This is a genomic window from Indolivaga capnocytophagoides, assembly GCF_036511535.1.
GTDB classification, from domain to species: Bacteria; Bacteroidota; Bacteroidia; order Bacteroidales; family Dysgonomonadaceae; genus Dysgonomonas_A; species Dysgonomonas_A capnocytophagoides.
In genome coordinates this window covers 1,868,787-1,888,756 of the sequence record NZ_AP028867.1, presented here as the reverse complement: position 1 = coordinate 1,888,756, position 19,970 = coordinate 1,868,787, and the positions used below count along the sequence as shown (strand labels likewise).

The 19,970-nt window shown below is 39.3% G+C and carries 12 protein-coding genes; 3 read left to right on the top strand and 9 right to left on the bottom strand.

Going from position 1 to position 19,970, the window contains the following annotated elements:
* Positions 1-544: 544 nt before the first annotated feature.
* Both AABJ51_RS07730 and AABJ51_RS07725 read right to left on the bottom strand, forming a co-directional pair.
* A complete protein-coding gene (locus AABJ51_RS07730) occupies positions 545-3,001 on the bottom strand; it encodes a TonB-dependent receptor (protein WP_338375294.1) in 2,457 nt (818 codons plus the stop codon).
* Between the two features lie 171 nt (positions 3,002-3,172).
* Positions 3,173-3,508, bottom strand: a complete 336-nt coding sequence (locus AABJ51_RS07725; RefSeq protein ID WP_134436479.1) for a hypothetical protein — start codon at positions 3,506-3,508, stop codon at positions 3,173-3,175.
* 400 nt (positions 3,509-3,908) lie between these two features.
* Between AABJ51_RS07725 and AABJ51_RS07720 the strand changes: the two genes are divergently transcribed.
* Positions 3,909-4,724: a hypothetical protein gene (locus AABJ51_RS07720; protein ID WP_338375286.1), complete on the top strand. Its 816-nt coding sequence runs from the start codon at positions 3,909-3,911 to the stop codon at positions 4,722-4,724.
* A 117-nt stretch (positions 4,725-4,841) separates the two neighbouring features.
* On the opposite strand, the gene AABJ51_RS07715 is transcribed toward AABJ51_RS07720, so the two are convergent.
* The 7 genes from AABJ51_RS07715 to AABJ51_RS07685 form a co-directional block, all read right to left on the bottom strand.
* The gene (locus tag AABJ51_RS07715) at positions 4,842-5,672 is read right to left on the bottom strand and encodes a hypothetical protein (RefSeq protein ID WP_338375285.1); all 831 of its coding nucleotides are present in this window, start codon (positions 5,670-5,672) and stop codon (positions 4,842-4,844) included.
* Between the two features lie 10 nt (positions 5,673-5,682).
* Entirely contained in the window at positions 5,683-6,528 is an 846-nt protein-coding gene (locus tag AABJ51_RS07710; RefSeq protein ID WP_338375283.1) for a hypothetical protein, read from the bottom strand.
* Positions 6,529-6,532: 4 nt separating this feature from the next.
* Complete coding sequence (locus AABJ51_RS07705) at positions 6,533-7,399, bottom strand: hypothetical protein (protein ID WP_338375281.1); 867 nt, start codon at positions 7,397-7,399, stop codon at positions 6,533-6,535.
* Between the two features lie 520 nt (positions 7,400-7,919).
* The gene (locus tag AABJ51_RS07700) at positions 7,920-8,978 is read right to left on the bottom strand and encodes a glycoside hydrolase family 16 protein (RefSeq protein WP_338375279.1); all 1,059 of its coding nucleotides are present in this window, start codon (positions 8,976-8,978) and stop codon (positions 7,920-7,922) included.
* Positions 8,979-8,993: 15 nt separating this feature from the next.
* The gene (locus AABJ51_RS07695; protein ID WP_338375277.1) at positions 8,994-9,566 is read right to left on the bottom strand and encodes a sugar O-acetyltransferase; all 573 of its coding nucleotides are present in this window, start codon (positions 9,564-9,566) and stop codon (positions 8,994-8,996) included.
* A gap of 221 nt (positions 9,567-9,787) precedes the next feature.
* A complete protein-coding gene (locus tag AABJ51_RS07690) occupies positions 9,788-11,419 on the bottom strand; it encodes a SusD/RagB family nutrient-binding outer membrane lipoprotein (protein ID WP_338375275.1) in 1,632 nt (543 codons plus the stop codon).
* 105 nt (positions 11,420-11,524) lie between these two features.
* Positions 11,525-14,707 (bottom strand): SusC/RagA family TonB-linked outer membrane protein, encoded by a 3,183-nt coding sequence (locus AABJ51_RS07685; RefSeq protein ID WP_035332286.1) that lies wholly within the window; start codon positions 14,705-14,707, stop codon positions 11,525-11,527.
* Positions 14,708-15,452: 745 nt separating this feature from the next.
* Here AABJ51_RS07685 and carA point away from each other — a divergent pair.
* Positions 15,453-16,523 carry a glutamine-hydrolyzing carbamoyl-phosphate synthase small subunit gene (gene carA / locus AABJ51_RS07680; RefSeq protein ID WP_026627810.1) on the top strand — a complete coding sequence of 357 codons (1,071 nt, stop codon included), beginning with the start codon at positions 15,453-15,455 and terminating at the stop codon, positions 16,521-16,523.
* 47 nt (positions 16,524-16,570) lie between these two features.
* A complete protein-coding gene (gene carB / locus AABJ51_RS07675; RefSeq protein ID WP_338375272.1) occupies positions 16,571-19,795 on the top strand; it encodes a carbamoyl-phosphate synthase (glutamine-hydrolyzing) large subunit in 3,225 nt (1,074 codons plus the stop codon).
* Positions 19,796-19,970 lie beyond the last annotated feature (175 nt).

Below are 19,970 nucleotides of genomic sequence, written 5' to 3'. Positions count from 1 at the left end.
TTTTCTCTTTTTTTTATTATTTACATATTAGTACATTAATTTCCGTATAGATAAAATCTCAAGAAGAAATCGGGTTGCTGAGTACTAAGTAATAGTCAGTATTTTATTTGAAATTGGATATTTTAGAGGTGAGTTTCGTATGTCCCGACAACAAACAGAGCAGATGTATTCAACAACAAAGATGTCAAAAACCTACCCTCTACAATAATGTGTTTGATAAAACGAAAGACAGATATGTATCCAAAGCCGGATACTAAATTCAATAATAGATTATTGAAGCGAAACCCAATGTATGTAGTGGTGGTTTCTTATCTGTACATTTCCAAATTTTTTAAGTGAATACTAGTGCAAATATATGAATAATTCGGGATTAAGGGCAGATCGGTGATGTTTATTGTAGATTTAATTTCGATTTTAGATAAAAAAAACAGAGATCTTCCGAATTAGAAAATCCCTGTTTTTTTATCTGATGATGAGTTTCTTATCTATAGCAGTCTATGACTGTCATACTTGCTAAAGGAATAAAATATCTCTGCGACCTTTATCAAAAACTTAAAGGTATCAATAGTTTTATACCGAAGTTTCGTCCCATATTATATACTCCTTGACGTCCGGTTACCGGATTGATATCGGTATATTTCAATCGGCTCAGGTGATTTTGGTAAGCCTTGTCGGTAAGGTTGTTTGCCATCAGGTATAAAGATGCCCATGTGCGTCCTTTGTGAACAAAGTCTGTCCCGATGCCTGCATTTAAGAGTGTATATGAAGGGGTTGCGGTTTCGGTTCCGAATGCCGAGTAGTATTTATCCTGCTTCCAGTAATGTTCCAATCCGAAAGATATATAAGTATTGTTGAGCGTTTTTCCGTGGCGGATCAAATCGAAACGGATATCCGAAGTCCATTTCGGAGCAGGTGTAAACGGCAGGTATTTTGTCGAATCGGGTTGATTCAACTGCACCGAGCTTACATACGAAAATGTATTCATGAAGTGCAGGCGTTCAATTGGATGGAAATCAATGCTTACTTCTCCACCCAGCAAACGTGCATCGCCGGAAGTAAACTGATAAGTCCGGTGTCCGTCAGTGATGAGATCGCTGCCGTCTTCGTCCAGTAATTTGTGCGAATAGATATAATTGTTGATACGGTTGGCAAACAGAGATAATTCTCCGGATATCATAGGTGATGAATAACTCAATCCCCAATCTATCTGCCAGCTGTTTTCTGATTTCAGATTGAGATTGCCTATTTCATAACGTGCCGATCCTTCGTGTGATCCTTGTGATGCAAGTTCACTGATATTAGGCGCACGGTATCCGCGAGACAGGTTTAGTTTGGTAGCCCATCCGTCTCCTATTTGGTAGGTAAGCCCGATACTTCCGGTCAATGCACTGTAGTTGCGTGAAAAGTCGGGGAAATATTCGATCAACTCATCTCCATGGTCATGGTCTCCGTGATCGTGGTCGTGATCTTCGTCTCCATGATCGTGGTGCATTTCTTCTTCAGTCAGAAATAACGATTTGCTATGCAGGTGGCGGTGGTCGAAACGTATACCTCCGCTGATATCGAGTCTGCCGAAATTACGGCTTGCAATGGCGAATACTCCGGCGTCGAACATGTTGTATTCGGGTATGAGGTATTCAGTGCCTTTGTTCAGCGATTTCTGGTACATGCCGTTTACTCCCGTAACAATTTTATATCCGTTGATTTCGGGCAGATTGTAACGTATATCATAATTAATGGTATGCAGTTGGAAGTAAAGAGAATATTCTTTCGGATTCAATACCTCTTCAAATTCCTGACGACGGTTCTGTTGGTATCCTATAATTGTTTTCAGGTTACCGCCTCCCAGAATAATATTATTGTCCCATACCACTTTGTAATGTTTAATCTGCTGATAAGGCATTCCGTAGTGGTATGATTTGTTGTCGTCATTTGTAGCAATGGCTTCATCGGCTTTTCCGTCTGTAACCACCGGTTTTATGAATTTTCCGGTTTCTTCGTCACGTTCACCCTCAACTATACCCGGAGCAAGATGATAGTAACTCAGAGTAAGGTGAGAATATCCCCATCCACGGTTGATACCCAACAGTCCGCTGATGGCGTCTTCCCTGAATCCGGAGTTATACACATACCCGTCATATTTGTTTTTGTAAGAGTGAGCGAGTTTTTGACTGAATCGCCAGTCCCAGATAAATCCTTTTTTGTTACCTGCTGTATTGACTGAATAATTGAACAGTCCGTTATTGGTCTGGTATTCCGAGATCAGGTTTGTCTCTATTTTGCCCTCGGGTAGGACAGGGGCAGGGTTGAATTTGATAACTCCCGCCATTGCATCCGATCCGTACATAAGGCTGGCTGGGCCTTTAAGTATTTCGACAGAGTTTACGGCTTGTCCGTCAACCTCTATCCCATGTTCGTCTCCCCATTGCTGACCTTCCTGACGTACTCCGTCATTTACGACTACAACACGGTTGTATCCCAATCCTCTGATTACGGGTTTCGAAATACCGCTACCGGTAGTAACTTGTGAGATTCCCGGCTGCTTGGCTATAGCATCGATTATATTGGTAGACGAAGTCTGGAGCAGATCCTCCCGCGGAACAAGGGATATAGGAGCCGGAGTACGTTCTATCAGCGAATTTCCGGTAAGGGCTGTCACCACAACCTCGTTGATTCGCGCATTTGATTCGTCCAAGACAAAATCGAGTTTACCTGTTGAACTTAGGTCTACTGTTTGTATAATTGTTTGGTGTCCGATATACGACACTTGTATCGTAGTTCGTATGGCGGGCAGATTAGTGAGTTTGTAATCTCCGTTATTGTCGGATGATGCTCCTTTTTTCAGTTCGGGTAAATATATGTTGACTCCGATCAGTGTTTCGCCGCTTATTTTATCGGTGATAGTTCCTTCCAGAGTTTTTCCGTCGGCTGGTTGACTCGGTACTGCTGAGGCATACATTGCCGACAACAGACATAATATGATGATGTATATTGTTTTCATTAATATGTTATATGTTTATTGATGTGTAGCAGGTTACAGGCTTCAATCTGTCTTGTAGGGATGGGGTTCTGCTTCGCCCGTATTCTATAATATCGGACAGAACATAACCCTACCTCTTCAAGAGAGAGATGGTAACTTAAGCTACTTAAATTAGGTGATTTTCAACGATGTTTAAGCTACTGCAGGAGGAGCCCTCAAAGAGAAGAATCTTATTAAATTTATTGTATGATATACCTCTCTGTTTTCGCCCAGAATAGTGTATGGACGGTGTACAAACGGTTTGAAGTCTCCGCTTTGTTGAGGAATATAACTTGAGAATACAAATTGACAAATGTCACAGTCTTTATGCGACAGGTTTGAACTTTGCGAAGTTCCTGTATAACATCCGTGATCATCGTGATGAGCAAATGCAACGTGAACAGGCTTTATCAGCCAAGTACTCAAAACGAGTACAATCAGTGATAAAGCGACATTCTTTCTTGCTATATTTGATTTTAATAACCTCAAGATGTTCGATTATTGTGTGTAATAAACCTTATAACAAAATCAACACAAAGATAAAGCCTTATTTCGAAAAATCGGATGTTCGGTGATAGAAAATATAAATGATATGTTAGGCTTTCCGTAATAGAGTATTGAGGCTTTCGATTTTGTAATTTCTTAAATTATCATTAGAGGAAAAGCTTCTGTTTCCGCTTATTATAGACTTGATGTCAACCTATCTTATTGTATGTGAGGCGTTGTTTTAACGCGTAGTTGTTTGTGTGATGTATGTGTTATTCGTTAAATCTAGTTAATCCATGGTTCTTTCATTAATCTTTTTCATTATCCTTACGTCTAGTAAGTATAGAACGGCATAAAAAACAACGAGCAAACTTATTTTCTAATAATTAAAAAACGAATGATTATGAAAAAACTTATACTCACATTCGCATTGATTCTTACTTGCTCAGCATATACAATGCAGGCACAACGTGTAAGTGTAAATATTAATATAGGAAGCCAGCCTGCTTGGGGGCCTGTCGGCTATGATTATGTAGATTATTATTATATGCCTGATATAGACTGTTATTACAGTGTTAATCAGGGATTATTTTTCTATATGAATGCCGGACGGTGGGTCGGGGTACGTTACCTTCCTTATGCTTATAGAAATTACGATTTCTATACAATGTATAAAGTTGTACTGGTTGGTCACGATCCTTGGATGTATAACAATCGCCATCGTCGCGAATATGCCCGTTACAGAGGTTACCGTACTCAGCCGGTCATTCGATATAGTCGTGATGTCAGATATCGTAACAGCCGCAACAATGATGTAATCTGGTATGATCGCCGGAGCAATGATCGTCATGATAATCGCCACGATAACCGATATGACAGAGGACGTTCGGACAATGGCCGCTACTCAAGCGGGCGTCATGATAATAACTCTCGTCATGATAATAAGAGGGACGATTCGAGATATACCAATGGACGGACTAATCGGGTAGATAATAATAGAAATGATGATAAAAAATCTGATCGTAACAGAAATGAGAATAAACGTTCGTCGGGTACGAGAGAGAGCTCAAAGAGCGATAGCCGTTCGTCCAGATCAGGACAATCATCAGGTTCTTATTACACTCAAACATCTTCCCGTTCGGGTGATCGTACATCGAATAACTCGAGATCTTCTGCTGAAAGTTCCCGTTCGGGTTCTTCCCGTTCAGACAGAAGATAGAATTTTTTGAAGGATAGAATATAGGTTAGGTATTTTAATAGTTATTTAAGGTTTTAAGATAAAAAGAGAAGACTTCCGGCAAACCTGCCGGAAGTCTTTTTGTATTTCTTCGTTTTCTTATTGAATCTGAATCCCGACCATCGTATTTTCAGCATTAGCTGTACCAGCCACTTTCGAAAAATTTCCTGATCCTAGACTTGTTCCCATCTGAACTATACTGCCAAACATATAATAATAACGTTTGGTAGTTGACTCTGTTGAGTTTATTATAATAAAACTGCCTATCAGCACATTGTATGATCTCTTGATCAACATTTTTGCAATCTGCTTTTTATCTTTCACATCTGCTGATATATTAGCCGCAGTTAAAGTTGTACTCATTGTTGATGTTTCTGTAAAAGAAGCATGGCAAAAGACTCTATCATGTACCGATGTTGCCGCAGACGTTCCTGCATATACAAGAGTATTTACCGTTACGAACCAGCGTCCCGGAGGCAGGTCTATGTAGCTGCCTGTATTATAAAATGTCGACACATTGGTCGGAATATTCGGAGCAGAAGGGTTTCTGTATGCAAGCAAAGCTGCAGGAGTGGGAGCCGTCTGCCATTTGGCTACACCATTTGCATCTGATGTCAGTACTTTGTTGAGAGCCTGGTTACCGTCTTCTATCCGCAATCCGATTTGAGGAGAGGTAGCTGTTCCACCTGTCACTATATGTAATTTCCGCTTAGGAACGATAGTTCCCACACCTATATTTCCATCTGATGTTACAACTACATCATCCAACACCTGTGTGGCTGTGGGTGCACCTGTGAGATTATTATTCGATTTTGCATCTACATGAAACAACGCCTGAGGGAGTTCTGTATTGATTCCGATTTGAGCTTGTAATGAAACTGTCGCCATCTGGATCAACAAGCAAAGTATTATATATTTAATAATTTTCATAAGATTAGCATTAGTTATGATAGCTGTTACCTAAGTATGTTGCTGTTATAATAGATTCATTCGCGGCGGTAGCTAAAACAAATTTCTCTGTCGCTGGGATTGTTCCTGAATTAACGGATCCTCCTCCAAACCAGAGATAATACGTTTTTTTTGCACTTGTTTGGTTATTCAGAAAAAATACACCCGGTATCATATTATATGACGCTCCTACTTTATATAAAAAATCACATATAAGAGTTGCCGTTCCTGAAATATGATCGGCTGATGAACCCCACGAAGTGCTGGTATCGGATATGCCGAATTTAAACCAGGCACGGTCATTATAGTTTGTGCTATTCGTAGAGCCCGATCCGGTATCATGATAAACTAATAATTGAAGGTCTATCATCCAGATACCCGGATCTAACTGAAAAGATGTTCCAGAATATTTAAACACTCCATTAACCTGCGATAAGGCAAATGTTTGATTAGCACCTAAAGGTATTTCTACAAGCGTATATGAACCGTACGGAGACCAAAGACCACTACCGTCTAATAAAGAGTATAGAACCCGACCGGCTTTTTCTGCACCGTCACTAATTCTTAGTGCTCCTTGTACTGATGCGGTTTTAATGTGCAACTGATTGGTAGGGGAGGCTGTTCCAATCCCAACTCTGCCGGTATTCATTATTACAACATCATTCAATGCCTCGGCTGCAGTTATGGATGACGAGTTGTCTCCCGCAGCATCTATCTGAAATACAGATCCTGTTTGCCCTTTTAACAGGTTTATTCCTACTCCTTGTCCAAAAATACCATTAGTCATAATCAGAGATAAACAGAGCGCAAAAAGCTTATATAATTGATTCGTTTTCATGATTTTATTCTTCTATTCGATAAGCAAATAATGAATTTTCGCCCGAAGAAGCAAGCCCCGAACGGAAGATAGTAACAGCAGCAGCTGCGGGAGTATTAAAATCGTCAATCCAGCCGACTAAAAGATAATACTTTTTAGAAGTTCCTGCCATAGACCTATTATCCACAATAAACGACCCTTGTACCACTCCTCCTGATCCGCTACACCAAATCATGGAGGAAGCAAGGCTATGATTAGAGAGCAGATCTTTAGTCATCTGGTTGCTCATAGTCACTGATGTTGAGAATGACGAATCATCTGCCAACGTAGTCCTTACCCAGACTTGCTTACTGGCATCAACACTTGCCGCAGCCGCTATATACATACTGCATCTTACCCACCAGAGCCCTTTGCCCAGAGTTATTTCTCCAGTAGTCTTTACCCCATTATTATTGGAACGGGGAACTATTCCATAGGTTGCATTAGTAACTCCAGCATCTACACAAAAGTATACTCCTGCTCCAAATTTCCCTATAGTCAGTCCAAAGTCAATATATTCTTTCCATGTTGCGTTGCCGGAGGCATCGGAAATAAGAACTTTACCTATGCCTTCATTTCCATCCTGTAACTGAAATACAGATTTTACATTAGCAGACGTCCCTCCATCTGTCAAGTTAACCTTTACGTCGGAACGAGGCAATGCCCCTGCTCCGATATTACCGAGCTTGTCAATTATTACATCATCGCCCGCACCAACCGAACCAGATATGTTGGTATCTCCCTTCGGATCTATATGGAATATTCCTATCGGACTTTGTGTGTTGATACCTACTTGCGCACGAAGAATGCCTAATGAGAAGATACCCATCAGTAAAAGAATTTTTTTCTTCATTATCATTTGTTTGAATGTTGTTTATCAAGTCTATGACTTGATTGTTGTTTATGTTTTTTACTATTCCTTGCAGTATCGAAAAAGACAGTAAAGTGCATTCACTGCACTTTACTGCATGCCAAGTACAGCTACCGGACAGGAATCTTTGTAAAGCAGATTCAGAACGACAACAAAAAAACAACAAGACTGCAATACATTGCCAGTCCTGCCGGTTTACTTGGAAATTGATATATATTACTAGAGGTGTATATACAAAAAAGACTATCGCGTCATTTTGACACAATAGATATTTTTTTATATTAAAAATTTGATTAGTTACGCACGGACAGCGTCTCTCTCTCTCTCTCTCTCTCTCTCTCTCTCTCTCTCTAATATTTCACACGACGTAGCCAAACCTGAATCGTTAAAATTCAGACAGGATTCGATCTTTTTATATGTGAAAATTTTAGACATTGGTGTACTATTTATGAAGGCAAATATAGGAATTATTTTTTAACATACAATAATTCATTAAAATAGACTACTGATTCTGATACACACGTATATAATCTATATACAAGTCTCGCTGAGAGGGACTGTTGTCTACTCCTTGTCTGCCTATGCGGTCGCCACCTAGTGTCAGACCAAGAGACAAGAAAAATGGTTTGCTGAATGGCCATGTTTTAATATTACGTTCCGATGGCTCGTATGTGTAATATACGGATGATGGGTCATCTGCATAAAAATCAATTTTATCGGGAGTCCAACGTATCCCGTACACATGAAATTCGGTGTCGTATGTGTTCAGACCAACTGAATCGGCATGTTGAGTGTATTCGTAATTAGAAAAGGTATGAACGGCAGAATAGATAACTTTCGGATCTATTGTAACACGGTTTGTTATACTCATTTCGCCGCATGCAGGCCATCCCGAGTCGTCTATATCATTGCCCAGCATCGACAGGGTAGGCCGTATATTTTTATTAGCCGGCAACTTCGCCCTGAACTCAATACGCCCATATGTAAACTCTTTTAATTTCTGTGTATTGAGGCTTACAGATGTATAATGTCCTACTTTTTGATCTTCTCCATCTTTGCATGTGAAAATTTTCAGGATGCCATCTGTTATATTTATATTTTGTTTTCCATCCGAATCGCTCCATCTGTTATCCTGAAAATGAGTAGAACGGATATTCCAGAAAGCAGGATCGAGAACAGAGTCGTCAAACTCATCATGCCAAACTAGCTTTTCTCCTTTTGCAACATAGGGGTCGTCACGTCTGACAAAAACTGTTTTTGTAAATTCCGAAGAGGTTAAACCTTTGGAAACTTTTACTTTTACGGCATACTCACCCTTATATGGGAAATATGCTGTTATAGCAGAATATCCTGATATTAATTTTCCAGATGGAAACTCCCATATTATATTGTCATACTTATCTGCGGGAGCAATACATTGAAAGTTTATGAAATTGAGCTTATCTCTTTCGATGAGGCTTATTTGAAAATCGTCATTAGAAATACCCGACACCGAGTTGCCGCATGATACCAAAAACATCAATGTGAAGAATAATATAATCTGTTGCAATAGATATTTCATACATATAGGATTTTTTTAAGCTAACGAATCCTTATTTGGACACATTCTTATCAGTTTGGCGGGTACGCCGCCTACCACAGCGTTGTCCGGTACATCTTTAACAACAACTGACCCTGAGGCTATCACTACATTATCGCCGATGGTGACACCGGGATTTATCACCGAACGTCCTCCGATCCAGACATTATTTCCAATCTTAACCGGTCTCCCGAATTCATCCCCGGCAATACGTGAATTTACCTCCAGCGGATGTTCTGCTGTATATATATGCACACCGGGGGCAATCAGACAATTGTCTCCGATCTCTATCGGGCATACATCGAGCATGACACAATCGAAATTTGCATAAAAATTTTCGCCTACATGTATATTGTATCCATAATCGCATTTGAAAGATGGTTCGATATGTATCTGTTCACCCATCGATCCAAGCAATGTTTTAAGTATTTCTTTCCTCTTGTTGAGTTCTGTCGGTCTGGTCAGATTGTATTCATATGTTTTCATTTTCGCATCTTCTCTTTCCTTGGTAAGTTGCTCATCAAAAACATAATATAGCATTCCAGCCTGCATCTTTTCTTTTTCTGTCATAAACTGTATTGAATTTACAAACCTTTAAGGTCGCAGACCTATTTATAGACTTTGCAAGCATAGCAGCAGGAGCTGATTATCGCTTTTAAATACGTCATTAAATATTTTCTGTTACTTAATTCTTTAAAATTAGTACTTTTTTCTGAAAGAGTAGTGTTTAAAAATAAAAGAGCGAACCATCAACGGCCCGCTCTTTCCAAAAAATTGAGTAAAATCAAGAACTATTTATTTACAGGATGAGGATTTGATGTGGTCCTTACATCCCAAAACATTTTGCTATAGTAATTGTTAGTACCATCTGTCAGTTTAGCAACAGCATCCTTGAAACCTGTAGGATTCAGGGTACTTTCATTAGTCGGATATTTAATACGGGCGGGTAAATCGCCTTTTGTTTCCGATAATGTTGTAAAATCCAGTATTGTGGTACCTGTTATATTTCCTTTGTCGTCATAGAGATAAGCTACAGTTGAATGTTCGTCAGGTTTAAGCAACGTTAAAGGGTAGCCTGTACGTCTGTATTCAGCCCAAGCTTCGGTTCCATCCATATATAAATGAATGTACTTTTGTGTAGCTACAGTTTCAGCATTAACTTTACTGCTAACAGCTGCAATATAAGTTGCCTTATCTGCATCAGATACAGCTTTTCCTCCTTTTACTGCAACATTCATATCACTCCAGAAGTCAATGGAGGCTTCTATCCCTTTCTTGTATTCATCTGCTGAAAATCCGTTGTATTCAGATAAGATAAAGCATATTTCGGCATAGGTAAGCAATGGCACTGAGAAGTTAGCTTGTACAACCAATGGTTTGCCCTTGGAGAAGTCTGGTGCGTAATCAATTCCGGGTGCAACACTCGACAAATCGTTACTTTCTACTCCATAAGGTACCCCGATATATTCACCGGCATCATTAGCTGAAGTATAAATAGGCAAACGAGGGTCGACAACCCCTTTCCATGGGTGAGATTTTGCATTTAGAGTATCAGCCTGACCTTTTAATAAATCAGTAAAAGGTTTAGAGATTGAAAAGTCGTTACGAGCATCAACAAAAAATCCTCTGTAAAAATAAGATTGGTTTGGAGCTGTAGTCGAATATTCAAATAGAGCATTATCATCATTGCTGGTGAAAACTCCCGATTCTAGGGCTTCCGCAATATATTTTTTCCAGTTCGAATCTACCTTTGATAGGCGTATGGCAAGACGACATTTTAAAGAATTAGCAAACTTTTTCCACAAAACAGGATCTCCGTCATAGATGTTATCTCCAGTAGTAAAGCCGTCTTCATTCACGTCTATCAAAGCAATAGCCTCATCCAATTCCGAGATAAGCGATGCATATAATTGATCCAAATCATCGTATTTAGGATAAAAAGTTCCGTCAGTCAACTTAAAGGCCTCGCTATAAGGAATTCCACCCCAAGTATCAGCCAATACCTGCATCAGCCATATTTTCAATATTTTAGCAGTTGCGATCTGGTTATTGTTGTCTCCGTAAACCGCGGCTGTTCCTTTAGTTGCCTCATCCGAGTTCATCTTTTCGATTTTAGCTAGATTGGATGCAGCTGTGTAGAAGTAATTGAAATAACTGTTATTTACCGATTCTCTTATCTGATAACGATCTTCTTCCGTATAGTTACGTTGAGCCCAATATTGAGCATATACCAAATTCTGACGACCGCTAAACCAGTTATCATACATATAGTCCATTATTTTTTTCTCTGCACCCAGCAAAATGGCAGGAGTCGACACCTCTGTGGGGTTGTTAGGATCTACATTTATTTCTTCTAAATCTTTACAAGAAGTAGTAGATATAAGAAGAGATGCAAAGAGTAAGCCTTTTATTATTTTTTTCATATGAATCTTTCTTTTTTTATAAACATCGTATTTATACTGTAGACGGAAATGTCCAATTCTTTATTCAAGAGGTATATACCGTCCACTTACAATATTTTATCAGATTTAAAACTGTACTCCGACATTAAATCCAAAACTAGCTGTCGAAGGTAATGCGCCACCTTCAACCCCTTGTATATTTCCTGAGCTGGTTGTCGCCATTTCCGGATCGAAGTTTTTATTATCCAATCCAAACATAGCCAAGTTACGTCCGTATGCCGATATTTTCAGCCCCTTCACCCATTTGGTAGAAGTCAAAGGCACATCATAGCTTAAAGTTATTTCTCTTAGCTTGATGAAATCACTTTTGAATACATTCTGAGCTGCAGGTCCGCTATATACAGATGAAGCCCATCTTGTAGCCGAAATTCTGGTAGTATTGGGAGTTCCGTCTGCTTTCACTCCTTCCAGTAAAATTCCTCCACCGTCTGCAATTGCATCACGTTTAGGATTTCCAAGTTCATTAAGACCTACTGTTTCTTGCAACATACCCGAGTAAATACCCCACATATTAGATGTTGAGAAATATTTACCTCCGAATTGAGCATTGAATAAAACACTTAATGATAGGTTTTTATAACGGAATGAGTTGTTCAATCCCCACAATGTTTTAGGATATGCACTGCCTAATGGCACGTTACTGTCGGTAGATGCGTATACACCTGTAGATGTTACAACTTTATTACCATTATCGTCATATACATAATCAGTACCCATAATTACACCGTATTCTTCACCTGCACGGGCTCCGATTTCAACTTTGAAAGGTGCATTGGTCAATCTTAAATATCCATTTTCTGAATCACCTAAGATTTCTTTTACCTTATTTTTATTTCCGGAAACAGTTCCGGTAACAGTCCATTCAAAATCTTTTGTTTGTATAGGTGTACCATGTACCATTAATTCGAACCCTTTATTCTGGATAGTTGCTGCATTCAGATAGTATGCAGTATAGCCGGTTGCTCCTGATAAAGACAGAGGAACGATATTGTCTTTGGTTTCTGAAGAATAAAGAGAGAAATCAAAACCTAAACGATTTTTGAAGAATGCACCTTCTAACCCAAATTCGTAAGAATAAGTTTGTTCTGGTTTCAGACCCGAATTACGTTTTGTTGTAGAAGTTACATAAGCAGGCAGGTCATTAAATGATGCATAGAATGAATATATATCATTAATATTATATGGATCCGTATCATTACCTACTTTTGCCCAGCCTAAGCGTACTTTCGCCAAATCTAACCAATCTTTTTTCAGAACTTCCGAAATAAGGAAGCTACCTGTTACAGAAGGATAAAGGAATGAATTGTTTCCTTTAGGTAAAGTCGAAGACCAGTCGTTACGTAACGATACGTCAAGATATGCCATACCGCTATACCCAAGTGTTGCACTGGCAAATAAACTGTTGATAGACTTTTTAGTCAATTTATTAGATGCTTTAGGTGTACTTACAGAGTTGCTCAAATTGTAAAAATCAGGCAAAACCAATCCGCCTACCGACTCACCCATCACATATTCATATCTGCGATACATGATATTTCCTCCGGCATTTGCATCTAAAGTAATTTTATCGTTAAAGCGACCATTATACATGAGCAAAAACTCATGATTCAATTCGTGTTGTTGTCTGGCTATTTCTGAATATTTCGATTCTTCCTGCGATCCTACAGCATTACGTTCGTATTGTTTATCGCTGTAATAGTCTAAGTTGGCTTTGTACTGTGCCTTCAGGTTTGGAAGAATATTTACCTTGATACCAACGTTTCCGTATAAACGGTCGCGTGTATCGTTTTGGTAGTTTTTGTATCGAGACCAATAAGGGTTATTTGAATAAGCCATAGTTGGGTCATTCCATGCTACACGGTTCCATCCGGCCTGAGTACCATCGGGCATAATGTAAAGATCTTTCAGTTGCTTCATGTCCAATTGGCGTTGTCCCCATTGTACAAATTTCACCATTACGTTATTGTCTCCGTAACCAGTTTCTGGACGTCCTGTAGCAGCCTGATTCAGAAAGGTTACATTTGTAAACAATTCATAATATTTATTATCCTTGATACTACCTGCTACATTAAAACTGTTTTTATCAAGTTTACTGTTCGGTATATATCCATTTACACTCATATTTGTATATGAAACACGTACACTGGATACGTCTGTTGCTTTAGACAAACTAATATTGTTGGTAAAAGAAGTTCCTGTTTCGAAAAAATCTTTAGCATCGTGCTTAGGCGCAACCCATGCTGATGTTGTAGGATCGCCTACTTTACCGCCAGCTTCCCATTTTGCTAAATCGTACCAAGACACATATTGGGTGCTTGGATCGTATTTAGGACCCCAACTTTCGTCCAAATCATAGTCTAATATCAAATATTCTTTTCCGTTGATAGCTTGTTTGGTTAATGCGGATCCACCACCGTATTCTCTTTGTAAGTTTGGAAACTTGTTCACAACTTCGAATCCAACTGATGAATTAACAGAAATTCCTAATCCTGCTCCTTTTGTTCCTTTTTTAGTTGTAATCATGATTACACCATTGGCAGCTCTAGATCCGTAAAGAGCTGAGGCATTTGGACCTTTCAATACAGAAATATCGGCAACGTCATCAGGGTTGATATCCTGAATAAGGTTACCATAGTCATAGCCTCCGGCTCCACGCTGAGTGTCTGTAGAGTTGTAGTCTTGCCCTTCCACCGGCACACCATCAATTACAAACAAAGGCTGGTTATTTCCGGTCAACGATTTAACTCCACGAAGAAGAACTTTCGAAGAGCCTCCCATGTTGCCTGAAGCTCCATTGATCTGCAAACCTGCAACCTTTCCGGCCAAGGCATTAATAGGGTTCGTTAAACCGCCTCTGGTTTTGCTCAGTTCTTCACCGCTGACATCTGCAACAGCATAACCAAGAGCTTTTTTCTCCTTACTGATGCCCAAGGCTGTGACAACGACTTCGTCCATCACCCGGGAGTCATCTTCGAGCAAAATATTCAAGCTTGCTCCTGCCGCTACCTCTTTAGTCTTCATTCCTAATAGAGATATGACCAGCGTCTTTTTATCGGAAGGAATATTCATAGAGAATTTTCCATCTACATCGGTCACGGTGCCGACTGTAGTTCCTTTTACTACTACTGAAGCTCCTATCACTCCCTCTCCGGTGTCATCCACTACTTTTCCGGAAACGCGTGTAGTTTGAGCTAGAGACAACCCAATACTTGCTACGATACAAGTCAAAATCATCAATAATTTTCTCATAAATACTACTTTAATTAAACTCAAGTTGATAAAATGTTTATTCTACTCTACTTTTTTAGAATATCACAAATATATACACTTATTTTACTGATAAAGTATTTTTTTAAGTTAAAATTATGTTTTTATGTAAAATAAGAAAGTAAAATCAGTTAAAAATAACTCATCTTGACATATAAAATGCTCTTATTTGACATAAAAGATATTACAGATAGATAGAATTATAAGCGTAAAGCAAGGATTAATGGGGGGTAATTATCTAAAAAGAAACAAAATCTTGATTTTAAGGTAACATAATTATAGGTATCAAAAAAACTCTAAAATTTATCTTTGTTATGACTGCCTGTATGGCTGTTTTAAGTGGCATTGTTGTCGATATATTTAAGTAATTTTGCTTGTTATATCTTTTTTTTGTCTTAAAATGGTCGGTTTATTCTGTTTTGGATATATAATAAAAGGGCAAATAATCTATTTGTTGAAATCAGAAAAAAGATGGACGGTATAATTTGAGTAAACTTATCAAAATGTATGAATTTTTACTTCGGAAATAACTTTTTATTCTCAATAATAGTTCCTATCTTTGTAACTCAGATACTCATAATGTGTTTGAAACTATTATATTGATGACAGACAAATCCAAATATAACATACAGGTAAAAAAGGAACAGGTATCACTATCGTGTTCCTTTTTTTTACCTATCCGTGAACTCGAAATTATTTATTTACCTATTAATAATTCTTTTGCAAAATGCAGATAGACAAACCTGTTCGATTGATTCTTGATGACGGAACTATCTTCGAAGGGCGGTCGTTTGGTGCAGAAAGCGCATCAGCCGGAGAAGTGGTGTTCAGTACAGCTATGGTCGGATATCCCGAGAGTTTGACAGACCCTTCGTACCTTGGTCAGATATTAGTTGTTACTTTTCCGCTTGTTGGTAATTACGGTGTTCCCGATAATACTTTTACCGATGGCATTTCTAACTTTTATGAGTCGGAACGAATTCAGGTTAATGGATTGATCATTTCCGATTATTCACACGAGTACTCTCACTGGAATGCTAAGAAAAGCTTAGGTGAATGGCTTAAAGAAAACAATGTACCGGGCATTTATGGTATAGATACCCGTGAGTTGACGAAGCTGCTTCGTGAAAAAGGTTCGATGAAAGGGAAGATCGTATTCAAAGACGAAAACGAAATTGAATTTCTCGATCCTAATATAGAAAATCAGGTGGCATTGGCCAGTTGCAAAGAAGTAATCACATACGGATCGGGCAAGAAAAAGGTAGTGCTTGTTGACTGTGGTGTAAAACACAATATAATAAGATGTCTGCTTAAGCGGGATATCACATTGATACGTGTTCCTTGGGATTATGACTTCAACCAATTGGAATGGGACGGACTATTTATCTCGAATGGACCCGGTAACCCCGACTTTTGCGAGGCAACCGTGCAAAATATTCGTACAGCTATGCAAGGCGATAAACCTATCTGTGGTATATGTATGGGTAACCAATTATTATCGAAAGCAGGAGGAGCTACGATATATAAGCTGAAATACGGTCATCGTAGTCACAATCAGCCGGTGAAGATGGTAAATTCTACACGTTGCTTTATTACATCTCAAAATCACGGCTTTGCAGTATCAAATTCATCATTGGGTGCTGACTGGGAACCATTGTTCATCAATCTGAATGATGGAACTAACGAAGGTATCAAGCATAAAACCAAACCGTTCTTTTCCGCACAGTTTCACCCCGAAGCTGCCAGTGGACCTACTGATACAGATTTCTTATTCGATATGTTTTTCGAAAAACTTTAAGGTTACAGACCTTTTATAATTAAACCTGTTATTTACATAAAATAAAGATGGACAATAATATAAAAAAAGTACTGGTACTGGGTTCGGGAGCTCTGAAAATCGGAGAGGCCGGAGAATTCGACTATTCGGGATCTCAGGCTCTCAAAGCTTTGAAAGAAGAAGGTATAGAAACTGTACTTATCAATCCGAATATCGCAACGGTACAGACATCCGAAGGTAGTGCCGATAAAATATATTTCCTGCCGATTACTCCATACTTTGTAGAGAAGGTGATCAAGAAGGAAAAACCGGAAGGAATACTTCTTGCTTTCGGTGGACAAACTGCTTTGAACTGTGGTGTTCAACTATTTGAACAGGGAATTCTCGAGAAATACAATCTGAAAGTATTAGGTACTCCCGTGCAAGCGATAATGGATACTGAAGACCGCGAGTTGTTTGTTAAAAAACTCGATCAGATCGATGTGAAAACAATCAAAAGCGAAGCCGTAGATACAATCGAAGGAGCAGTAAGAGCGGCCGCGGAATTAGGATATCCCATTATTGTACGTGCCGCTTATGCTTTAGGTGGGTTAGGCTCAGGATTCTGTGATAATGAAAAAGAACTTCGTGCTCTGGCTGAAAAAGCATTGGCCTTCTCTCCTCAGTTGTTAGTCGAAAAATCGCTGAAAGGTTGGAAAGAGGTTGAGTATGAAGTCGTACGTGACCGTTTTGACAACTGTATGACTGTTTGTAACATGGAGAATTTCGATCCGCTCGGAATCCACACCGGAGAGAGTATTGTGGTTGCTCCATCTCAAACGCTGACAAACTCAGAATATCATAAACTACGTGAAATTGCTATCCGTATTGTTCGTCATATCGGTATAGTAGGAGAGTGTAACGTACAGTATGCGTTCGACCCCGAATCGGAAGATTACCGTGTGATAGAAGTAAATGCCCGTTTGAGTCGTTCATCGGCATTGGCATCTAAAGCTACAGGTTATCCGTTGGCTTTTGTTGCCGCTAAACTTGGTTTAGGTTATGGTCTATTCGATCTGAAAAATTCGGTAACAAAATCAACAAGCGCATTTTTCGAACCGGCTCTGGATTATATAGTTGTTAAGATTCCTCGTTGGGATTTAGGTAAATTCCACGGAGTATCAAAAGAAATCGGGTCAAGCATGAAATCGGTTGGAGAAATTATGGCTATCGGCCGTAGTTTCGAAGAAGCGATACAGAAAGGACTTCGTATGCTGAATATTGGTATGCACGGATTTACAGCAAACAAATTTCCGGATGTAGATGATTTGGATAATGCTCTGAAAAATCCGACAGACAAACGTATCTTCTGTATTTATCAGGCATTCGAAAAAGGATATGATATAGAACAAATACATGAGCTGACCAAAATAGACCGTTGGTTCTTGCAGAAACTTCACTATATTTTCCGCAAATCGGAAGAGTTGAAAAAGTACGATGATATCAAATCGTTGCCTATCGAAACTCTTCGTACTGCAAAACAACAAGGTTTTTCTGACTTTCAGATAGCCAAAACCGTTTGCAAAGAACCTACATTGATAGACAGTGTGGCGAAAGAAGTACGCTCGATTCGTAAACAAAACGGAATCGTTCCGGTAGTGAAACAGATAGACACACTTGCGGCAGAATATCCTGCGCAGACAAACTACCTGTATCTTACATATAACGGCAGTGCCAATGATGTAAAATATCTGGGAGACCATCGTTCGGTAATCGTTCTCGGATCAGGAGCATACCGCATCGGATCATCTGTAGAGTTTGACTGGTGTTCGGTAAATGCTTTGAATTCTATTCGTAAAGAAGGGTATCGTTCGGTGATGATTAACTATAATCCCGAAACGGTATCGACAGACTATGATATGTGTGATCGGCTGTACTTTGATGAGTTGACATACGAGCGTGTGATGGACATCATTGAACTCGAAAATCCTCACGGGGTAATTCTTTCAGTAGGAGGTCAGATTCCCAATAACTTGGCAATCCGTTTGGATGACGCTAAAGTTAATATTTTGGGAACGACTGCTAAGAGTATAGATAATGCAGAAGACCGTCACAAGTTTTCGAGCCTGATGGATAAGATCGGAGTGGATCAGCCACGTTGGCAGGAACTTACTTCGCTTGAAGATATTAAAGGGTTTGTAGCCGAAGTCGGTTATCCGGTGCTGATACGTCCGTCTTATGTTCTTTCAGGGGCAGCTATGAATGTCTGCTCGAACGATAAGGAGTTGGAAAACTTTTTGGGATTGGCTGCCGAAGTATCGAAAAAGCATCCGGTGGTAGTATCTCAATTCCTCGAAAATGCTAAAGAAATAGAAGTAGATGCTGTCGCTCAAAATGGAGAGATAGTAATGTACGCAATATCCGAGCACGTAGAGTTTGCAGGTGTTCACTCCGGTGATGCAACAATACAGTTTCCTGCTCAACGTTTATATGTGGAAACGGTGAGACGTGTGAAAAAGATAGCACGTAAGATTGCCAAGGCTCTCGAAATATCAGGACCATTCAATATTCAGTTCCTTGCCCGTGATAATGAAATCAAGGTGATAGAATGTAACTTGCGTGCATCACGTTCATTCCCATTCGTTTCCAAAGTGTTGAAGATCAACTTTATCGAGTTGGCTACTCAAGTAATGCTTGGTAAAGAAGTGAAACAGCCTAATAAAAACGCATTCGACTTGGATTATGTAGGTATAAAAGCATCTCAGTTCTCATTCTCTCGTTTGCAAAAAGCTGACCCTGTGCTGGGTGTAGATATGGCTTCAACGGGTGAGGTAGGATGTATTGGAGATAATTTCTACGATGCCATGCTTAAATCGATGCTTTCGGTAGGATATCGCATTCCAAAGAAAACTGTATTGTTCTCGACTGGTCCTGCCAAATCGAAAGTAGAATTGCTGCAAGCTGCCCGCCTGCTTCATCAGAAAGGGTATGAGATCTATGCGACAGGAGGTTCACAGCGTTTTCTGACTGATAACGGCGTGCCTGCTACTCAGGTGTATTGGCCGAATGACGAAAAAGACAGAAAACCAAGCGCTTTGGAAATGATACAAGATAAGAAAATCGACTTGGTGGTAAATATCCCAAAAGACTTTACCAGCAATGAGCTTGATAACGGTTATAAAATTCGTCGTGCAGCAATCGATTATAATATTCCGTTGGTGACTAACTCTCGATTAGCATCGGCATTTATACAGGCATTCTGTACGCTTGATGTGGATCAGCTTGAGATCAAGCCTTGGAACGAGTACGAATAATAAAAAAAATATGAAGAAAATATAGGGTTAAACATCGTTTTTAACCCTATATTTGTTTATTGTAAGGTCTCAGACCTATTTGTTGCTTAGCTAAGTGAAATACCGGAGTTTTTACGCTCTGAAAGTATATTTGTAAATACTTCCTTTTACTTATAGCAACCATTTTATTAAACAC